Here is an 18,308-nt window from a genome sequence, read left to right as displayed (position 1 = left end):
GAAGTCGCTGGTCAAAGGGCTGGTGTGATCGGTTCTCGGGGCGCTCATGCTGGTCGTGGGCGGGAGTCCACGGAGAAGATCGTCTGTCAGTACGGTTGGGCCGGAGAGAAAGGCGATGCAGCAGCGTCGGCGGATGTGCGAGCCTTCTGTCCCTAGACGCCGACCGAGAAGACTCTGATGACCCGCGATGACGCCCTCAAACAGCTCCGCCACATCGCGCGCGAGCGGGCATTCGGTAGGCATGTCGGGTCCGACCGACTCATCCAGGCAGGGCTTGACGCCCTCATTGCCGAGGTCGAGAGTCCCTCCCTTGCCATGCTGGCCGGCCTCCTCCGGAGCGAGGAACCCGAAGCGCCAGCGCTCTTCGACCAGGTGCTGGAGGAACTGGGACTTCTCTTCCATCCGCCCGCCGACCCTCGGGCCGCAAAGTGGGCGATGGCCTACTGGATCGCCGGTCAGATAGCCGACGGAACCCTGGATCCCGCCACTGGCACCCACCTCATCTGGGCAGACGTCGCCTACGACCTCGGCTACCCCGAAGAGCTGCAGTCCCTCGTCTCGTGTCATTTCAACCTGGACGATTGGCAGGAAAGCTGGGAAGTCTCCGTCGAGGAGCTCAGCAGAGAAGCAGTCGAGGCGGCGAAGCAGTTCCTTCGCGGGAGGCCGGCAGCAGAAGCGGGGAGTTGACCGTCCGGTTCTTGCTCGCCGCGGTTCGGTCGCCTCCTACGATTCTGTGCATGCTGGATCCCGAACTGCTCGAACGGATCACTACGCGCCGTGCGGAACTGGGACGAACTCGAAGAACAGCTGGCCAAGCAGCTGGAAGCGGTGCGGGCTGAGCGGGACGAGCTCGCCGTCGCCGAACGTGTCCTTGAGAGGGTGAGCGAGCAGCTCGCGGAGGAACGCTCCTCAGCCCGGCCGATTCCCGGGCAGGTGGGCGGCCGGACGGTGATGCTGATCCCGCACCGCGAGCCGGGAGCGGAGGAGGACGCGCTGCCGTGGGACTACCAGCGCATCATCACCGCCGTGCGACAGGCCGCCGGACCGGTCATGGCCCGCGAGGTCGGCGAGGCAGTGGGGGTGGACATCAGCGTGAAGTCCAAGCTGGAACCGCTGCGCGGCAAGCTGGTCAGACTCGTCGATCGCGGCTGGCTCCGCGAACTGCCCGACGGTCGGTTCACCACCCGCCTGGACGAGCAGCACCGCCACTCGGAGCGGCTCAGCACGCGCGTAACCTGGGTGCACCCGGCGGCCGTTGGAATTGTGTGACGAATACCAAAGAGCGCACCGAGGACACCTGCCCGCTTGTCTACCAGTGCCGTCTGCCGCTGTCCACGCGCACCGTCAACCACCTCGCCGACCTGCAACGGCGTCATCTGAAGACGATTCGGTCCCGGTGGCGGATCCTGCCGCCCAGGAAGATCGCGGTGATCGTCCTGGCCGTACTGCGCCACGACCAGCGTCTGGCCGACATGGCCGGCGGCAACCACGTCTCCGAGTCCACGGTCCTCCGATGGCGCGACGAGCTGATCGGACTGCTCGCCGCCCAGGCCCCGCGCCTGGACCGCGTCCTGAAGAAGGTCGCCAAGCAGGGCGGGGAGCTGGTTCTGATCGACGACACCCTCATCCGCACCCAGCGCCGTACAGGCAGCGCCGACCGACGGAACTACTCCGGCAAGCACCGAACTCATGGCCTGCACTTCCTCGCCCTGACCGACGAGGACGGGCGCCTGATCTGGATATCCGCCGCGCGGCCTGGCCGTACCCACGACAACACCGCCGCCCGCCACGACCACATCCTGGCGCACCTGCGCGCCGCCGGCCTCGGGGCACTGGCCGACCTCGGCTTCCGCGGCCTGGACAACGACATCCTCGCCCCCGTGATCGTCACCGGCTACGCTGCCAGCCGCACCCACAAGCTCACCCCAGGCGAGAAGGAAGCCAACCGCGTCCTCGCCGTCGGACGCGCGCCGGTCGAGCACGGCTTCGCCCACCTCAAGAACTGGCGGATCCTCACCAAGCTCCGCACCGACCCCGCCCGCGCCACCCAGCTCCTGCGAGCCCTGCTCGTCTTGACAAACCTCGAAGTCAACCGCTGACGGATGATCTTCGCCGTGGACTCCCGCCCACGACCAGCATGAGCGCCCCGAGGACCGGTCACACCAGCCCCTTGACCTGCGACTTCAAGTTGGCGGAGGCTCGGTGCACCGGCTCCGGCCTCCGTCTGGCCTGTGGCCGGGATCTCACCGTCCCCGGCCGGTCGGCGCCGGCGGTCCGGGCGGCTTCCGGGCGGCGGAGGCGCCGAGTGCTCCATCACCACCACGGACCTGCCGCTCGGCCACGTCGCGGCGGATGACGGGTCTCGCCGGGCAGCCCGGTCCCGGTCACGCCGTGCGGCGGTGGGAGGGCGCCGACTCGTCCGGGCTCCGGCCTCGGCGCCCGCTCGTGGCGCGCCCCGAGATCGCCGTGCCGGAACGCGTTCCGGCGGGCCCGGGAGGGCGTCCTGCCGCCCCGGCGACCGAGGGAGCGGCTCACGGCGAGCGCCGGAACCGGCCTGCAGGTCGGGAGCGGTGGACGGCCGACCCCCGAGTTCGACGGTGTCCACGACGTGTGACCACCCGCGAGCGGGTGCGGGCGGTCCGCGAGCGCGGCATGCGGGGAACGCGTCAAGGCCCAGTGCCGGTACACGCGGTGAAGTCCATCGACGTCGCCGCGGCACCGCACCCGGTCACGTGCGCTTGCACGACGCCGTGTCGGTGCTCGGCCTCCCGCTGACCCCGGATGGTCAACCGCGTGATCGTCCCGCGGTGACGGGGACGCCGGGCGGACGCCTTCACCTCGTTCGGGCTGCGCGCCGCGCCTGGCGCCGTCGCGCGAGGCCGCCGGGCACAGCGCAAGATGACGGCGAAGTCCGCCCGTCACGAGTGGCGGGCGGCGTGCGCGGGTGCCGCTCCCCCGCCGCCTCGCGGCACCCGGGCCGGGCCCGCCCGCCCCGCGACACCAGGACCCGGACGGTCCGCCGGCTCCGAGGGCGGCCTGGTGTGGCGGAGGTCAGGAGACCGGGGCGTTCGAACGGGTCGACAGGAGTATCTCGCAGGCGAGCCGGATCTCGCTCTCCGCGTCGGCCGGGGAGGTGTGGCCGTAGATCGCGGCGACGAGGACGCCGTGCCAGCTCTTCATCAACAGCCTGATCAGGCGGTTGTCGCGGTCGGTGGGATCGGTGAGGTCGAGCAGTCCCAGGACCGTGCGCCGCACCTTGGCCTCGATGGCGGCGGCCTCGCTGACGGTGGCGGTGTGTGCCGCGTAGTTGCTCTGCATGATGGCGCTGGACAGCAGCGGGGTGCGCAGCATGTGCCGGGTGGAGCGCAACAGGGTCTCGGCGACGGCGTCGACGGGATCGTCCGCCGCGACGATCTCCGGCGAGGGGCTGTCCATGTGGTCGACCTGGTCGGCCATGATCGCGGTGAACAGGTGTGTCTTGGTGGGGAAGTAGCGGTACAGCGTGGCGATGGCGACGCCGGCTTCCTTGGCCACGTGGTGCATCTGCACGTGTTCCAGCCCGCGTTCGGCACCGAGCCGGGCCGCGGCGTTCAGGATGCGCGCGTACCGGGCCTTCTGCCCGGGTGACTGCGGCTCCGCCGCCGGCCGTTCCTCGGCGACTCGGGGCACGGCTGTCTCCTCCCGGTTGTAAGACTGTGGACTGCTGCGCCACCACATGCTAGTCGGCCACGGCCCCCGGCGAGCAGTGAGGCCGCGTGGGCCATCACAGCTTCGCGGCACGAGCGCGTACCCGGCGGTACTGCTGAGTGGGATCGCGGCCGGCCGACGGGGGGTGGCTGCGGTTTGCTGGCCTTCGACAGACACCTCAGGAACGCCGTGCACCGGCGGGGGCAGGAGGCCGAACCGTGACGCAGGAGTGGGACGAGGAGTACGACGCCGTCGTCGTGGGGTCCGGAGGCGGGGCGCTGACCGGCGCGTACCTGGCCGCCGCCGGGGGTTCGCGGACCGTCGTGGTGGAGCGTGCGGGCACCCTGGGCGGGACGAGCGCGTACTCCGGTGGGGCCATGTGGCTGCCCGGCTCACCGGTGCAGAGGCGCGACGGTGTCGCCGACTCCGCCGAGTCGGCCCGTACCTATCTGCGGGCACTGCTGGGCGAGGCCGGGGCGGACAAGCGGGAGGTCTTCCTCGCGGAGGCGCCCGCCCTGGTCGAGCGGCTTGAGAAGGACCCGGCGCTCGCGTTCCGGTTCCAGGTCTTCCCGGACTACTTCGAGCTGCCGGGGAGGGTGCCGGGCGGGCGCTCCTTCGTCCCGGTGGCCCTCGACGCCGAGGAGCTGGGCGACCTGCTCGGCCTCGTCCGTCCGCCGCTGGACCGCGACCGGGCGGGCCGGGGCAACGACGGGTCGGCGCCGCTCACCGCCGGGCGCGCGCTGATCGGCCGTCTGCTGCTCGCGTACCACCGCACCGGCCGGGGCGCCGTGTCCACGGGCACCCGCATGGACGAGCTGGTCACCGCCTCGGGGAAGGTCACCGGGATCGTCGCCGACCGGGACGGCCGGCGGGTCCGGATCGGGGCACGCGAGGGCGTCCTGCTGGCCGCCGGCGGGTTCGAGCGCAACGAGGATCTGCGCCGGGCCCACGGGGTCCCCGGCAGCGCCGGCTTCTCCATGGCCCCGGCAGGCACCAACACCGGTGAGGCCGTCCAGGCGGCCGTGGCGGCCGGTGCGGCCACCGAGCTGATGGGCGAGGGCTGGTGGTGTCCGGGGGTCCTGATGCCCGACGGGCGGCCGTCCTTCGTCTGCGGTTTCACCGGCGGCCTGGTCGTCGACGCGTACGGCACGCGCTACGCCAACGAGTCCCTGCCCTACGACCGGTTCGGCCGGGAGATCCAGGCCGGGCCGGGCCGGACACCCTCCTCTGTCGTCTTCGACTCCCGCACCGGTGGCCGGCTCCCCGCGGTCACCCAGCCGCCGTGGGGCGATCCGGCCGCCCACCTGGAGTCCGGCACGCTGGTGCGGGCCGACTCGCTGGCGGAGCTGGCCGGGCTCATCGGCGTGGACGCCGAGCGGCTGGCGGCGACGGTCGAACGGTTCAACCGCTTCGCGGACGACGGGAAGGACGCGGAGTTCGGCCGGGAGGCGGACGAGTTCGGACACTGGTTCGGGGAGCCGGTGCTGCGGCCCGTCCGCGAAGCGCCCTACTACGCGGTGCGGCTCGTACTTTCGGACCTGGGCACCAAGGGCGGCCTGGCCACCGACGCGTCGGCGCGGGTCCTGCGCGCCGACGGCACGCCGATCGCCGGGCTGTACGCGGCGGGCAACACCAGCGCGTCGTTCACCGGGGCGTACTACCCGGGGCCCGGCATCCCGATCGGCACGGCGATGACCTTCGCGGCCCTGGCCGTCAGGGACATGGCGGCCAGGAGCGCGGCCGGCGGAACGGCGTGATGCGGGGCGCGGGGCCGGGCCGGCCCCGCGCCCCGCATCCGGGTCGTGTGCTTCCGGCCGGTTACCGCTCAGTGGGACCCGGTGACCGGCCCGGCGCCGGGCGCCGTACGTTCACGGGGAACGCCACCGCAGCCCGGCCCCAGGGCCCGCCGGGCGACTCGCACCCGCCCCAGACCGTGCCGAGCGCAGCCTCGGTGGAAGGGAAGGCCAAGGATGACCACCGCGCCTGAAGTCCGCACGATCGAGGCGGACACGCTCCCGGCACGCTTCGCCCGCGGGTGGCACTGTCTGGGTCTCGCGCAGGACTTCTCCGACGGCAAGCCGCACACGGTGCACGCATTCGGGCAGAAGCTCGTGGTCTGGGCGTCGGCCGACGGCACGCTCAACGCCCTCGACGCCTACTGCCGGCACATGGGCGGGGACCTGTCCCGGGGGACGGTGGAGGGCGACGACGTCGCCTGCCCGTTCCACTCCTGGCGCTGGGGCGGAAACGGCCGCTGCACCGGGATTCCCTACGCCCGCAGGGTCCCGCTGCGGGCCCGCACCGCGGCGTTCCCGACGCTGCGGCAGGACGGTCTGCTGTTCGTCTGGCACGACCCGGAGGGCAATCCGCCGCCGGCCGGTGTGACGATCCCCCGTATCGAGGGCGCGACGCGCGACGACTGGACGGACTGGTCCTGGTACTCCGTGCGGATCGACGGCTCCAACTGCCGGGAGATCGTCGACAACGTGGTGGACATGGCGCACTTCTTCTACGTGCACTACTCGTTCCCCACGTACTTCAAGAACATCTTCGAGGGGCACACCGCCACCCAGCTCATGAAGGGGGTCGGCCGCGAGGACGTGCGCCGGCCGCAGGCGGAGGGGAGCGGCGCCCCCAAGATGCTGGGCCAGACCTCGCTGGCGACCTACCACGGCCCGTCGTTCATGATCGACGACCTGACGTACCACTACGCCGACGGCGACACGAACTCGGTGCTGGTCAACTGCCACTACCCCATCGACGAGAACTCGTTCATGCTCCAGTACGGCATCATCGTGCGCAGGTCCGCCCACCTGGGCGAGTCGGCGGACGAGGTGGCGCGCACGCTCGGCGAGTTCATCAGGATCGGCTTCGAGCAGGACGTCGAGATCTGGAAGAACAAGGCGCGGATCGACAACCCGCTGTTGTGCGAGGAGGACGGTCCCGTCTACCAACTGCGCCGCTGGTACGAGCAGTTCTACGTCGATGCCAGCGAGGTGCGGGAGGAGATGACGGACCGGTTCGAGTTCGAGATCGACACGAGCCGGCCCAACGAGGCGTGGCGGGCCGAGATCGAGCGGAACCTCCGGAAGCGGGAGGCCGAGGAGGCCGCCACCAGCGGCACGGCGACGGCGGAGAGCCGGCCCCTGTGACGGCGGTCCGCTCTGACGACCGGCTCCTCGACGCGCCGATGGCACCCGTCGACTGCGGCCCGTGCGGTGCGCGGGTGGACGCGCGCAAGAGCAGTTGGGAGCAGACCAGTGTGCAGTGGCACGCCGACGCGCTGGCAGCCTGCGTGGAGCGCCGTGCGGCCACCGGTGGAGCGGGGGCCGTGTTCACCGGTTGCCGGGCACTGGCACAGGCGATCGGTGAGGCCGCCGTCCAGGGGCGGCTCCGTGTGCAGTGCGAGGCGGACGGCACCGGCGGGTCCCCGGCCGCGCGGGGGTGAGACACCAGGGCGGCCCGGCTGCCGCTCTCGGCGGCCGGGCCGCCCTTCATGGTTCCCGGGCACCGTTCGGCCGGGACGCTGACGACGACGTCCGCCGGGTCGCCCCGGCGGGGAGGGTGGGGCATGGACATCGGCAATCCACTGGATTTCACGGACCGGGTCGTGGTGGTGACCGGGGGGACGAAGGGCATCGGCTTCACGATCGCCGAGACGTTCCTCGCCGCCGGGGCGCACGTCGTGGTCTGCGGGCGGAGCCAACCTCGGGCGCTGCCGGCCGCGGGCACCCGGCAGGCGGTCTTCCTCGCCGCCGACGTGCGTGATCCGCAGGCCGCGAGCGGGCTGATCGACGCGGCGGTGGCCCGGTTCGGGCGCCTGGACGTCCTGGTCAACAACGCGGGCGGGTCCCCCGACGCCGACGCGGCGACCGTGTCGCCGCGCTTCGTGGAGAAGATCGTCGCGTTGAACCTGCTCGCGCCCTTCTACACCGCCCAGGCGGCGAACCGGGTGATGCGGGACCAGGACCGGGGCGGTTCGGTCATCAACATCGGCAGTGTCTCCGCGCACCACCCGCAGCCCGGCACCGCCGCCTACACGGCCGCGAAGGCCGGACTGCTCGGCCTCACCCGGGCCCTGGCCCTGGAGTGGGCGCCCAAGGTGCGCGTCAACCACGTCACCACCGGGCTCATCCGCACCGACGGCGCCGCGTCCGTGTATGGCGAGGACGGCGGGAGCGCGGTCGCCGGGGTGATCCCGATGGGGCGGATGGCCGTGCCCTCGGACGTGGCGCGGACCTGTCTGTACCTGGCCGGAGACCTGGCCCGCTATGTCAACGGCGCCGACGTGGCCGTGCACGGCGGCGGCGAGGTGCCGGCCCGCTTCCTCGCGGCGAGGTCCTCGGGCGCGCGGTGAGCGCGTGGGAGGGGGCGCTCCCGCGTGCGCGGCGGGCGCCCCCTCCTCGTCGCCGTTCGGTACGGCCCGCCGCGCCTGTGCGAGGTGCGCGGCGGCGGGTCAGACGAGGTTGTCCTCGACGGTCAGGCCCAGTGCGGCACGGCCGTACATGGCGAGGGTCCGTTCGACGTCGTTGGCGACGTGCACGCTGCCCGCGTGCGCGTCGCGCCAGGCGCGTTCGATCGGGTTGCCGCGCCGCAGGGAGTTGCCGCCCGCCGTCTTGAAGAGCAGGTCGATCGCAGTGATGGCGCGTTCGGTGCCGCGCACCTGGTCGCGGCGGGTCCTCAGACGCAGTTCGGCGGGGATCTCGCGGCCCTCCGCCGCGCACGCCGTCAGCTCCCTGATGTTGCGGTCCATCTGGAGGACCGTCGCGTCGATCTCGGACGCCGCGCGTGCCACGGCGACCTGGGCGTGCGGGTCCTCGGCGAAGCGGGCACCGCCGAGGCTGAGCCGGGTGCGGTCCCTCATGGCCCGGACGTAGGACTCGTAGGCGCCGGCGACCGCTCCGACGAGGGGTGCGGTGACCGCGCTGGTGAAGACGGCCGCGAACGGCAGCCGGTACAGCGGGCCCGGGTTGGTCTTCTGGCCGGGGCCCTTCAGCTGTGCCTGCTCGTAGTTGCGGATGATCCGGTGCCCGGGGACGAATGCCCGCTCGACGAGGATGTCGTGGCTGGCGGTGCCGCGCAGCCCCACGACGTCCCAGGCGTCCTCGATCCGGTAGTCGGACCGGGGCACGAGCACCGTCAGGAAGTCCACGGGACGCCCCTGGTCGCCGACGACCAGGGCGCCGAGCACCGCCCAGCGGGCGTACCGGCAGCCGGAGGAGAAGCTCCAGCGGCCGGTGAGCCGGTAGCCCCCGTCGGCCGGGGTGAGCCGTCCCGCCGGCGCGTACGCGGACGAGATCAGCGTGTCGGGGTCCTCGCCCCACACCTCGGTCTGCGCCTCGGCGGGGAAGAGCCCCAACTGCCAGGGGTGGGCGCCCAGTACGGAGGTGATCCAGCCGGTGGAGCAGCAGACGGCGGAGAGGGCGCGTACGACCTCGTAGAAGTCGGCCGGGTCGGCCTCCTGGCCGCCGAACGCGCGGGGCTGGAGCATCCGGAAGACTCCGGCGTCGGTCAGTTCGCGCACGGTCTCCTCGGGGACCCGCCCCTGCTCGTCGGTGGCCCGGGCCCGGTCCGCGACGGCCGGAAGCAGGGCGTGCACCTTCTCCAGAACCGTGTTCCCCATCGTGTCCTTCCCTTCGAGTGTCCCTACCGGGCGTCCGGGGCGGCCGGGCGTTCCAGGTCGGTCTTGCGGATCTTTCCTGCGGCGTTGCGTGGGAAGGCGTCGAGGATGACGACCTCGCGCGGCACCTTGAAGTTCGCCAGGCGGGCGCCGCAGTAGTCGGCCAGCTCCGCCGGGGTGGTCCGGGCGTGGGGGCGGAGGGTGACGTAGGCGTGTCCCACCTCTCCCAGCCGGTCGTCGGGGACGCCGACGACGGCGGCCTCCGACACGGCCTCGTGCCGGCTGAGGAGCTGTTCCACCTCGGCCGGGTAGACGTTGAAGCCGCCGACGACGAACATCTCCTTGGAGCGCCCGGTGAGAGTCAGCCGGCCCTCCTCGTCGAGGTGGCCGACGTCTCCGGTGGCCAGCCAGCCCTCGTCGTCGATCGCGTCGGCGGTGGCCCGGGGGTCGTCCAGGTAGCCGAGCATCACGTTGTAGCCGCGGACCAGGACTTCGCCGTCCTGCCCCGGCGGCAGCGGGCGGCGGTCGGCGCCGGCCACGCGGATCTCCACGCCGTCGATGGGGCGGCCCGCCGTACGGGCGATGGTCTCGTCGTCGTCACCTGCCCGGCAGACGGTCGCGGTGCCGCAGGACTCGGTGAGCCCGTAGGCGGTGACCACGACCGGGAAGAGTTCCGCCCGGACCCGGGTGACCAGGGCGACGGGCACCGTGGCGGCGCCGGTGACGGCCAGGCGCAGGGAGGACAGGTCGTGCCGGTCGCGGCCGGGGGCGTCCAGCAGGGTGGTGAAGACGGTGGGCGGTCCGGGCAGGACGGTGATCTTCTCCTCCTCGATCAGGCGCAGGGTCCTCGCCACGTCGAAGACGGGCTGGAGCACCATGGTCGCGCCGCGCAGCAGGCAGGCCAGGACGCCCGCCTTGTAGCCGAAGCAGTGGAACATCGGGCTGATGATCAGGTAGCGGTCGCCGCGGGTGAGGCCGGTCCGCCGCGACCAGGCCCGGTAGGTGAGCACGTTCTGGCGGTGCGTGGTCATCACGCCTTTGGGGCGGCCGGTGGTGCCGGAGGTGAACAGCACGTCCGCCACGTCGTCCTCCTGTACGGCCGAGGACCTGGCGGCGGCGTCGGCGAGGGGGACCAAGTCGCCCAGGCGGAGGAAGTCCTCCCACCGGGTGGCGTGGAAGGAGCCGGAGGGGTCGCCGGGGCCGGTTCGCCCGGCCGGTTCGTCCCCGGCGGCGAGGTCGACCACGTGGGCCAGTTCGCCGAGGCCGGGCACGGGTCCCCGCTCCTCCGCCGTGGCGCCGATCATCTCCAGGTAGTCGTTGCCGAGGAAGCCGTTCTCGACGAGCAGCAGCCGGGCGCGGCTCCGCCGCAGCAGCCAGTGGGCCTCGTCGCCCTTGTACCGGGTGTTGACGGGGACCAGCACGGCCCCGGCGCCCAGCACGCCGAGCGCGGCCGTGATCCAGCGGGCGCTGTTGGGTGCCCACAGCGCGACCCGTTCGCCGCGCTGGACACCGAGCGCCATGAGGGATCTGGTGACGGCGAGGGCGCTGTCGTGCAGTTGGCGGTTGGTCAGCCGCTGGTCGTCGTCGACCACCGCCTGGGCGTCAGGGAAGGCCCTGGCGGCACGGGCGAGGACGGCGGGGACGGTGGCCGCGTCGGACCGCGTGCCGGTCACTCGGCGGGGAGGAGTCGCCGGGACGCCTCGTGGGCGCCGCGGACCAGGCCCGCGCGGTGGCGGACGCCGGCGCGCTTCTCGGCCGCCGCCAGGTTCCCGCCGGCCACCCGCAGAGGGCCGTCCGCCAGGTGTTCGAGGCCCTCGCGGGCGACCTCGTCGGGGTCGGCCACATCGAGGCCGGGCAGGTCCATGCGCAGGCCCGCCCGTTCCATCGCGGGGGTGCGGGTCACACCGAGGACGAGTTCGAGGACGTGCACGTGGTACGGCGCGAGTTCCAGCCAGAGCCCCTCGGCGAAGACCCTGCTGAACGCCTTCACCGCGGAGTAGACGCTCAGCCGTGCCTGGCCCATGTAGCCGGCCAGGGAGCCGACGAGCAGGATGCCGCCCCGGCCGCGTTCCTTCATCGGCGCGCCGAAGTGGTGGGCGAGGGCGAGCTGGGCGGTGATGTTCAGGTCGATCACGCCCTGGACGCGGTCGAGTTCGCCGCCGACGAACTCGTGGCCGTAGGTGTTGGCTCCGGCGTTGAAGATCAGCAGGCCGACGTCGAGGCCGTCGGTGACGGTGCGGATCGTCTTGAGCGCCCCGGGGTCGAGCAGGTCGAGCTGGAGGACGCGCACCTCGACGCCCTTGGCGCGGACGGCGGCGGCGGTCTCCTCCAGGGGGCCGGCCTTGCGGGCGATGAGCACCAGGTTGATCCCGGCGTCGGCGAGCTGGTGGGCGAAGGAGGCGCCCACCCCTTCCGATCCGCCGGCCACGACCGCCCACGGGCCGTAGACGTCCTTGTCGATCATCGGCTTCCTTCCTTCGGAGATACGGGGGTGCGCCGGGGGGGGCGAGCGCGGATGTCCTGGCGGCGGGCCGGTCCGCGGCGGGCGGCCGTGCGGTCCCTCAGCCGCCGGACGCGGGCTGGGTGCCCGTGGTGTCGAGCGCGGCGATGCTGTAGGCCGCGAAGGTGCGGTACTGGTCGCGGCCGGAGAAGTAGGGAGACAGGGTGGTCTCCAGTTCCTCGGGGGTGAAGGTGCCGTCGGCGGCGGTGAACTTCTTCTCGACGGTGGGGGGCGCGAGGAGCGCCACCATGTCGCCGTAGACGACGAAGACCTGGCCGTTGATCTCCTCGGCGGCCGGGGAGGCGAGGTAGCCGACGAAGGTGGCGACCCGCTCGGGGGCCATGATGTCGAGGCCGCTCCCGGACGTCGCCCCGGTGCCGAACGCGTCGGCGGTCATGGCGGTGCGGGCGCGGGGGCAGATGGCGTTGGCGCGGACGCCGTAGCGGGCCAGGCCCTGGGCGGTGGCCAGGGTGAGCGCGGTGATGCCGGCCTTGGCGGCGGAGTAGTTGGGCTGGCCGGGGGCGCCGAAGAGGAACGCCTCGGACGAGGTGTTGACGACCCGTCCGTAGACGGGGCCGCCCGCCGCCTTGCTGGCCGCCCGCCAGTGCGCGGCGGCGGCGCGGATGACGGCCGCGTGGCCCTTGAGGTGGATGCGGATGACGTCGTCCCAGTCGGACTCGCTGAGGTTGAACACCATCTTGTCGCGCAGGACGCCCGCGTTGTTGACGACGATGTCCAGGCTGTGGAAGGTCTCCAGCGCGGTGCTGACCAGGCGGTCGCCCATGGACCAGTCGCCGATGTCCCCGGTGACGGCGACCGCCTCGCCGCCGAGGGCCTTGATCTCGGCGACGACGTCCTCGGCCGCGGGGCCCACGTCGTTGACGACGACCTTGGCCCCCTGGGCGGCCAGCGCCAGTGCCTCGCTGCGGCCCAGGCCGGCTCCCGCCCCGGTGACGACGGCGGTACGTCCTTCCAGGCTGGTCCTCGTGCTCATGCTGCCTCTTTCGTGACGGTCCTGCGTGGCGGATACGGCGCGGCAGAAACTAGTACGCATTCTGGTTCCGCCGCCGTGGCTGTCCCGCTCAGTGGTGAGCGCTCCCCCGGGCCGGTGCCGGGGCTCGGGAGGCCGGTGGGGAGTCAGACGAAGCGGGCCGAGACGTCGCCCAGCCCCTCGAACTCCGCGCGGAACTCGTCCCCCGGCCGCGCGTCCACGGCCGCGGTGCACGAGCCCGGCAGGATCACGTGCCCCGCCTCCAGCCGCACCCCGAACGCCGCGACCTTCCGGGCCAGCCACGCGACCGCGACGGTCGGGTCGCCCAGGACCGCGCTGGTGCGGCCCCGGGCGATCTCCTCGTCGCCCCGGTGGAGCACCACGCCGAGGTCGGCGAGGTCCAGGCCGCCCGGCGCGACGCGCTTCGCGCCGAGGAGCACGCCGGCGGAGGAGGCGTTGTCGGCGATGGTGTCGGCCAGCCCGATCCGCCAGTCGGTGATCCTGCTGTCGATGAGTTCGAGGGAGGCGACGACGTACTCCGTCGCGGCCAGGACGTCCTCCTCCGTGCAGTCCTCCCCCGGCAGGCTGTCACCGAGGACGTAGCCGATCTCCACCTCGATGCGCGGGGAGCAGTAGCGGCCCGTCTCCACCGGAGTGTCCTCGGACAGGACCATGTCGGAGAGGAGGTGGCCGTAGTCGGGCTCGTCCACGCCCATCATCCGCTGCATGACCTCCGAGGACAGCCCGACCTTGTGGCCGCGCACCCGCACTCCTGGCTGCTCCAGCCGCCTGCGGACGTTGCGCAGCTGGATCTCGTAGGCGTCGACGACGTCGATGGCGGGGAACGTCCGGGTCAGCGGGGCGATGGGGGCCCGGTCCCGCTCCGCCAGCCGCAGCAGGTCGGCGGCTGCCGCGCGGTGCGAGGCGTCAAGCATCAGGGGTCTCCTTGTACGGTCCGGTGGCGTCCGCGGGTCCTGCGGCCGACGGGGTGGCGGCGAACCGGGCCCGGACGCCGGTGAGGACCGGCTGACCGTGCGCGGACGCCTCCAGGCGCAAGCCGCCCGGACCGTCGTCCCAGGCGTCGACGGCGAGCCGGTCGCCGGGGAAGACGGGGGCGCTGAAGCGGGCCTCCAGCTCCGTCAGGCAGGCCGGGTGGGCGCCCAGGACGCCGGCGGCGGGCAGGGTGAGGGCGGCCAGGGTGCACAGGCCGTGCAGGAACGGCCTGTGCATGCCCGCGGCGCGGGCCGCCTCCGGGTCGATGTGCATGTGGTGGCGGTCGCCGAGGAGCCGGTAGTGGGCGGCCTGTTCGGGGTGGGTCGCCACGGTCAGCCGGCGGTCGGCCGCCGGCCCGGGGCGCCGGGGGCTCCCGGGCCCGCGTTCCCCGCCGAAGCCGCCGCGGCCCGGGGCGAACAGGGACCAGACCGCCAGGAAGTACTCGCTCTCCACCTCGACGTCGAAGACGGCGGCGCCGCCCTTGTCCCACACCTCGGCGACCCGCGCCGTCATCGAGATCTCCCCCGCGCGTGGCAGCGGCCGGCGCACGGTGAGCCGCTGGGCCCCGTGGACCGCGGTGCCGGTGTCGAAGGCGCCGAGCGCGCCGAGGGCGTCGGGGGCCCACTGGGCCAGGGTCAGCGCGAAGGTCGGCAGGACCCGCAGGCGTTCCTCGAAGACGAGGTCGAGGTCGTCGGCCCGCGCGCCGACCGCGAGGGCGTAGAGGATCGGGTCGCGCTCGGTGTAGGCGACCGTGCGGGTGCCGAGGCCGCGGCCTCGCCACGGGGAGGCGGCGAAGGGCGCGCCGGGCGGGGACCCGGCCGGCGGGGCGGTCATCGGGCGGCTCCCAGGATCAGGCCGCTGGTCGGCACGCCGGTACCGGCGGTGACCAGGACGTGGTCGGTGTTCTCGGGCTGGTTGACGGAGGTGCCGCGGACCAGCCGGACGGCCTCGGCGATGCCGTTCATGCCGTGCAGGTACGCCTCGCCGAGTTGCCCGCCGTGGGTGTTGGACGGCAGCCGGCCGCCGAGTTCCAGGTGGCCGTCGGCGATGAAGTCCTTCGCCTCCCCGACGGGGCAGAAGCCCAGTTCCTCCAGTTGGGGCAGCACCAGCGGGGTGAAGTGGTCGTAGAGGATCGCGGCGTCGATGGCGTCGGGGCCCAGGCCGCTCTGCGCGTACAGCTGCCGGCCGACCAGGCCCATCTCCGGGATGCCGCTGATCCGCTCGCGGTAGTAGCTGGTCATCATGTGCTGGTCCTCGCCCGAGCCCTGGGCCGCCCCGAGGATCACGGCCGGCGGGTGGGGCAGGTCGCGGGCGCGTTCGGCGGAGACGATCACCAGGGCCTGGCCGCCGTCGGTCTCCTGGCAGCAGTCCAGCAGCCGCAGCGGTTCGGCGATCCAGCGGGAACTCTGGTGGTCCGCGAGGGTGATGGGGCGGCCGTGGAACCAGGCGGCCGGGTTGACGGCCGCGTGCGTGCGGGCCACTACCGCCACCCGGCCGAAGTCCTCGCCGGTGGCGCCGTACTCGTGCATGTACCGGCGGGCGAACATGGCGACCCACTGGGCGGGGGTGTTCAGCCCGTACGGCGTCATCCAGGAGTACGCGGCCCGGTCCGCGCCCGTGTCCATGGCCCGGCCGGCCTGGCCGAGGCCGTAGCGCTCGCCGGAGCGTTCGTTGAAGGCGCGGTAGCAGACGACGACCTCGGCGGCGCCGGTGGCCACGGCCATGGCCGCCTGCTGAACGGTGCCGCACCCCGCGCCGCCGCCGTAGCCGACGCGGGAGAAGAAGGTCAGCTCGCCCATGCCCGTGTTGCGGGCCACGTGGACCTCGCCACTGGTGTCGGCGGTGAAGGTGACCAGGCCGTCGACGTCGGCGGGGGTGAGACCGGCGTCGGCGAGGGCGGCGAGGACGGCCTCGCAGGCGAGCCTCAGCTCGCTGCGGCCGGAGTCCTTGGAGAACTCGGTGGCGCCGATGCCGGCGATGACGGCGCGGCCGGCCAGCGCGGTACCGCTCATCGCGCACCGGCCTTCCGCGGCAGGCGTACGGCGACGGTGCCGGTGACGTGCGCGCCGATGCCGTTGGTGCCGAGTACCGCGATCTCCACCCGCCGGTCCTCCTCGGACTTGGCCGTGACCGTGCCGGTGAGCACCATGGTGTCGCCGGGGTGGTTGGGCGCGCCCAGACGGACGCGGATCGCCTGGAGGCAGGCGGCCGGGCCGGCCCATCCGGTGACGTACCGGTCGACCAGGCCGTTGCTGGTCAGGATGTTCATGAAGATGTCCTTCGACCCGCGTGCGCGGGCCAGCTCGGGGTCGTGGTGCACGTCCTGGTAGTCGCGTCCGGCCAGGGCCGTGGCGACGATCAGGGTCCGGGTCACCGGGATCTCCAGCGGCGGCAGCACCTCGCCGACCGCCACCTCCTCGTACGTGCGGGTCGCCGGCACCGTCATCAGGTCGCCTTCCCTTCCGCCAGGAGGTCGCCGAGCCGGGCCAGGTCCCCGGCGGCCCCGCCGAGGGTGGTCGCGATCTGCTTGCCCCACAGGAAGTGGCGGTGCACCGGGTAGTCGGTGTCGACTCCGATGCCGCCGTGCACGTGCTGGACGCGGTGGACGACGTTCAGGCCGCCCTCGCCGGCCCACCACTTGGCGACCAGCACCGCCTGCTCGGTGTCCACGCCGTCCGCCAGCGCGGTCACCGCCTGCCACAGGGTCACCCTCATCGCCTCGGTCTCGATGAGGCAGTCGGCGAGCTGGTGCTGCACCGCCTGGAAGGTGGCCAGCGGGCGGCCGAACTGCTCGCGCGAGCCGAGGTGGTCGGCCGCGTGGCGCACCGCGCCCTGGACGACTCCCAGTTGTACGGCGGCGAGCGCCGTGCGGGCCCGGCCGGTGATCCACTCCACCACGCCGGTCCCGGGCGCACCGACCGCCTCTGCGGGGGCTCGGTCCAGGTCCAGGTGGGCGGCGAGGTCGTGGGTGGTCGTCTCGGCCGGCGTCCAGGTGGTGCCGGGGGCGTCGCGGCGGAGCAGGAAGAGGCCCGTGCCGGCGTCGGTGGTGGCGGTGACCAGCACGTGGTGGACGCCGGCCGCGGTGGGCACGGCGGCCTTGGTACCGGTGAGCAGCCAGCCGTCGCCCGAGGCCACGGCCACGGTCCGCGGCGTGCGGGGGCGGGCCGGGGCGAACTCCTCCAGGGCCAGGGTGAGCCGGGCCGAGCCGTCGGCCGCCGACGGCAGCAGTGCGGCACGCTGCCCGGCGGTGCCGTGGGCGGCGAGTGCCAGCGCGCCGAGCACGGCCGGCCACAGCGGCACGGGGGCCACACGGCGGCCCTGCTCCTCCAGCAGGACGCAGAGTCCGGCCAGGTCCAGACCGGCCCCCCCGGCGTCCTCGGGGAGCGTGGCGGCGATCAGTCCCGCCGCGCCCAGGTCCGCCCAGAGCTTGTCGTCGACGCGGGCGGGGGACGTCTCGACCGTCCGGAGTCGTTCGGGTGTGGCGTGGTCGGTGAAGATCTCGCGGGCCAGCTGCCGCAGTTCTTCGAGTTCTTCCCCCAGCGAGAAGTCCATCAGCGGTCCTCCGAGGCGACGGGCCGGAACACCGGCAGGGACAGGTCGGGGTCGGCGTCGAGCCAGTCGAGGACGACGGGCATGTCGATGGTGACGTCCTCGGGGGCGACGCCGGTCAGGCCGGTGATCAGCCGGGTCCCCTCGGCGAGCTCGACGACGGCGACGACCAGCGGGTAGTCGAACGCCGGGTGCCTGGGATGGTGGTTGATCGTGAAGCTGTACACGTGGCCGCGGCCCGAGGCCCGCACGGTGTCCCACGCGAAGGAGCCGCACCGCGGGCAGCAGGGGCCGGGCGGGTGGCGCAGGGTCTCGCAGGAGACGCAGCGCTGGATGACCAGCCGGTGCTCCCTGGCCGCCTCGAACCAGAAGGCGTTGTCGCGGTTGAGGGCGGGACGGGGGCGCGGGGGGCGCGGGCCGTCGGACGCCGCCTGGGCCGGGGCCGGGCAGAAGCGCAGGGTACGCCAGCGCTGGGTGGCGACGACCTCGTCGTTCTGGTCGCGGTAGGTCTTCATCGTGGTGACGAAGCGGCCGACGCCGAGCCCGGTCTTCTTCTCCGGCGAGATCGACTCCACGACCTCCCGCACCCCGACGTGGTCGCCCGGTACCAGCTCGCGCGCGAACTCCAGTTCCGAGTCGGTCGCCACGACGGAGGTGTAGCCGCCCTCGTCGAGCAGGGCGACCAGTTCGTCGAAGCCGCGGCGGCCGGGCGCCGGCGCGGTGGTGGCGGCGTAGCCGCGCATCGTCCACGCCTGCACCATCGAGGCGGGCGCGACCACGCCCGGCCGTCCGGTGGCGCGGGCGGCGGCCTCGTCGGTGTAGACCGGGCTGGTGTCGCCCATGGCCTCGGTCCAGTGCCGGATCATCGGCTGGTTGACCGGGTCCTGGCCGGGGGTGAGGGGGGTCAGTTCCCGGCCGACGAAGGCTTCCAGCCGCTCCTCGTACTCCGCGGCGCCCACGGCCCCTGC

18 protein-coding genes are annotated in these 18,308 nt (G+C 73.2%); 7 read left to right on the top strand and 11 right to left on the bottom strand.

All coding sequences use genetic code 11. The features are described from left to right. The first annotated feature begins 177 nt into the window (after positions 1-177). The 3 genes from ACSLIC_RS25985 to ACSLIC_RS25975 all read left to right on the top strand — a co-directional run bounded on the left by ACSLIC_RS25985 (position 178) and on the right by ACSLIC_RS25975 (position 2,099). Complete coding sequence (locus ACSLIC_RS25985) at positions 178-687, top strand: hypothetical protein (RefSeq protein WP_436740130.1); 510 nt, start codon at positions 178-180, stop codon at positions 685-687. Positions 688-777: 90 nt separating this feature from the next. After that, positions 778-1,269, top strand: a complete 492-nt coding sequence (locus tag ACSLIC_RS25980) for a hypothetical protein (RefSeq protein ID WP_436740129.1) — start codon at positions 778-780, stop codon at positions 1,267-1,269. Further along, positions 1,266-2,099 (top strand): transposase family protein, encoded by an 834-nt coding sequence (locus ACSLIC_RS25975; RefSeq protein ID WP_436740128.1) that lies wholly within the window; start codon positions 1,266-1,268, stop codon positions 2,097-2,099. Before ACSLIC_RS25980 ends, ACSLIC_RS25975 begins: the two co-directional genes overlap by 4 nt. Positions 2,100-3,051: 952 nt before the next feature. On the opposite strand, the gene ACSLIC_RS25970 is transcribed toward ACSLIC_RS25975, so the two are convergent. Further along, the gene (locus ACSLIC_RS25970) at positions 3,052-3,669 is read right to left on the bottom strand and encodes a TetR family transcriptional regulator (RefSeq protein WP_436740127.1); all 618 of its coding nucleotides are present in this window, start codon (positions 3,667-3,669) and stop codon (positions 3,052-3,054) included. Positions 3,670-3,905: 236 nt separating this feature from the next. On the opposite strand from ACSLIC_RS25970, the gene ACSLIC_RS25965 reads away from it, so the two are divergent. The 4 genes from ACSLIC_RS25965 to ACSLIC_RS25950 all read left to right on the top strand — a co-directional run bounded on the left by ACSLIC_RS25965 (position 3,906) and on the right by ACSLIC_RS25950 (position 8,044). Continuing rightward, complete coding sequence (locus tag ACSLIC_RS25965; RefSeq protein ID WP_436740126.1) at positions 3,906-5,444, top strand: FAD-binding protein; 1,539 nt, start codon at positions 3,906-3,908, stop codon at positions 5,442-5,444. Between the two features lie 213 nt (positions 5,445-5,657). Further along, positions 5,658-6,839 carry a Rieske 2Fe-2S domain-containing protein gene (locus ACSLIC_RS25960; protein WP_436740125.1) on the top strand — a complete coding sequence of 394 codons (1,182 nt, stop codon included), beginning with the start codon at positions 5,658-5,660 and terminating at the stop codon, positions 6,837-6,839. After that, entirely contained in the window at positions 6,836-7,135 is a 300-nt protein-coding gene (locus ACSLIC_RS25955) for a ferredoxin (RefSeq protein WP_436740124.1), read from the top strand. Before ACSLIC_RS25960 ends, ACSLIC_RS25955 begins: the two co-directional genes overlap by 4 nt. Before the next feature lie 123 nt (positions 7,136-7,258). Beyond that, positions 7,259-8,044, top strand: a complete 786-nt coding sequence (locus ACSLIC_RS25950) for an SDR family oxidoreductase (RefSeq protein WP_436740123.1) — start codon at positions 7,259-7,261, stop codon at positions 8,042-8,044. 99 nt (positions 8,045-8,143) lie between these two features. Here the strand turns inward: ACSLIC_RS25950 and hsaA are convergent, their stop codons facing one another. The 10 genes from hsaA to ACSLIC_RS25900 form a co-directional block, all read right to left on the bottom strand. Continuing rightward, positions 8,144-9,310 (bottom strand): 3-hydroxy-9,10-secoandrosta-1,3,5(10)-triene-9,17-dione monooxygenase oxygenase subunit, encoded by a 1,167-nt coding sequence (gene hsaA, locus ACSLIC_RS25945; protein ID WP_436740122.1) that lies wholly within the window; start codon positions 9,308-9,310, stop codon positions 8,144-8,146. A 23-nt stretch (positions 9,311-9,333) separates the two neighbouring features. Beyond that, positions 9,334-10,980, bottom strand: a complete 1,647-nt coding sequence (locus tag ACSLIC_RS25940) for a FadD3 family acyl-CoA ligase (RefSeq protein WP_436740121.1) — start codon at positions 10,978-10,980, stop codon at positions 9,334-9,336. Continuing rightward, a complete protein-coding gene (locus tag ACSLIC_RS25935; protein WP_436740120.1) occupies positions 10,977-11,771 on the bottom strand; it encodes an SDR family NAD(P)-dependent oxidoreductase in 795 nt (264 codons plus the stop codon). The genes ACSLIC_RS25940 and ACSLIC_RS25935 overlap by 4 nt, the downstream gene beginning before the upstream one ends. Positions 11,772-11,868: 97 nt before the next feature. Further along, entirely contained in the window at positions 11,869-12,801 is a 933-nt protein-coding gene (locus tag ACSLIC_RS25930) for a 3-oxoacyl-ACP reductase (protein WP_436740119.1), read from the bottom strand. A gap of 143 nt (positions 12,802-12,944) precedes the next feature. Continuing rightward, positions 12,945-13,733, bottom strand: a complete 789-nt coding sequence (locus tag ACSLIC_RS25925; protein WP_436740118.1) for a 2-keto-4-pentenoate hydratase — start codon at positions 13,731-13,733, stop codon at positions 12,945-12,947. Continuing rightward, positions 13,726-14,625, bottom strand: coding sequence for a MaoC/PaaZ C-terminal domain-containing protein (locus tag ACSLIC_RS25920; RefSeq protein WP_436740117.1), 900 nt, complete (start codon positions 14,623-14,625; stop codon positions 13,726-13,728). Before ACSLIC_RS25920 ends, ACSLIC_RS25925 begins: the two co-directional genes overlap by 8 nt. Next, a complete protein-coding gene (locus ACSLIC_RS25915; protein WP_436740116.1) occupies positions 14,622-15,803 on the bottom strand; it encodes a lipid-transfer protein in 1,182 nt (393 codons plus the stop codon). Before ACSLIC_RS25915 ends, ACSLIC_RS25920 begins: the two co-directional genes overlap by 4 nt. Next, positions 15,800-16,237: a MaoC family dehydratase gene (locus ACSLIC_RS25910; RefSeq protein WP_436740115.1), complete on the bottom strand. Its 438-nt coding sequence runs from the start codon at positions 16,235-16,237 to the stop codon at positions 15,800-15,802. The genes ACSLIC_RS25915 and ACSLIC_RS25910 overlap by 4 nt, the downstream gene beginning before the upstream one ends. Further along, a complete protein-coding gene (locus ACSLIC_RS25905; protein ID WP_436740114.1) occupies positions 16,237-17,343 on the bottom strand; it encodes an acyl-CoA dehydrogenase family protein in 1,107 nt (368 codons plus the stop codon). Before ACSLIC_RS25905 ends, ACSLIC_RS25910 begins: the two co-directional genes overlap by 1 nt. After that, complete coding sequence (locus ACSLIC_RS25900) at positions 17,343-18,299, bottom strand: bifunctional MaoC family dehydratase N-terminal/OB-fold nucleic acid binding domain-containing protein (RefSeq protein ID WP_436740113.1); 957 nt, start codon at positions 18,297-18,299, stop codon at positions 17,343-17,345. Before ACSLIC_RS25900 ends, ACSLIC_RS25905 begins: the two co-directional genes overlap by 1 nt. Positions 18,300-18,308 lie beyond the last annotated feature (9 nt).

The sequence above is a fragment of the Streptomyces sp. BBFR102 genome (assembly GCF_051397025.1).
GTDB lineage: Bacteria > Actinomycetota > Actinomycetes > Streptomycetales > Streptomycetaceae > Streptomyces.
This window is presented reverse-complemented; position numbering and strand designations above follow the sequence as displayed.

Coding starts and splice junctions, on each gene's coding strand:
- ACSLIC_RS25985 (WP_436740130.1), top strand. CDS start 178: ATGACCCGCGATGACGCCCTCAAACAGCTCCGCCACATCGCGCGCGAG.
- ACSLIC_RS25905 (WP_436740114.1), bottom strand. CDS start 17,343: ATGGACTTCTCGCTGGGGGAAGAACTCGAAGAACTGCGGCAGCTGGCC.
- ACSLIC_RS25950 (WP_436740123.1), top strand. CDS start 7,259: ATGGACATCGGCAATCCACTGGATTTCACGGACCGGGTCGTGGTGGTG.
- ACSLIC_RS25960 (WP_436740125.1), top strand. CDS start 5,658: ATGACCACCGCGCCTGAAGTCCGCACGATCGAGGCGGACACGCTCCCG.
- ACSLIC_RS25915 (WP_436740116.1), bottom strand. CDS start 15,803: ATGAGCGGTACCGCGCTGGCCGGCCGCGCCGTCATCGCCGGCATCGGC.
- ACSLIC_RS25920 (WP_436740117.1), bottom strand. CDS start 14,625: ATGACCGCCCCGCCGGCCGGGTCCCCGCCCGGCGCGCCCTTCGCCGCC.
- ACSLIC_RS25935 (WP_436740120.1), bottom strand. CDS start 11,771: ATGATCGACAAGGACGTCTACGGCCCGTGGGCGGTCGTGGCCGGCGGA.
- ACSLIC_RS25910 (WP_436740115.1), bottom strand. CDS start 16,237: ATGACGGTGCCGGCGACCCGCACGTACGAGGAGGTGGCGGTCGGCGAG.
- ACSLIC_RS25930 (WP_436740119.1), bottom strand. CDS start 12,801: ATGAGCACGAGGACCAGCCTGGAAGGACGTACCGCCGTCGTCACCGGG.
- ACSLIC_RS25925 (WP_436740118.1), bottom strand. CDS start 13,733: ATGCTTGACGCCTCGCACCGCGCGGCAGCCGCCGACCTGCTGCGGCTG.
- hsaA (WP_436740122.1), bottom strand. CDS start 9,310: ATGGGGAACACGGTTCTGGAGAAGGTGCACGCCCTGCTTCCGGCCGTC.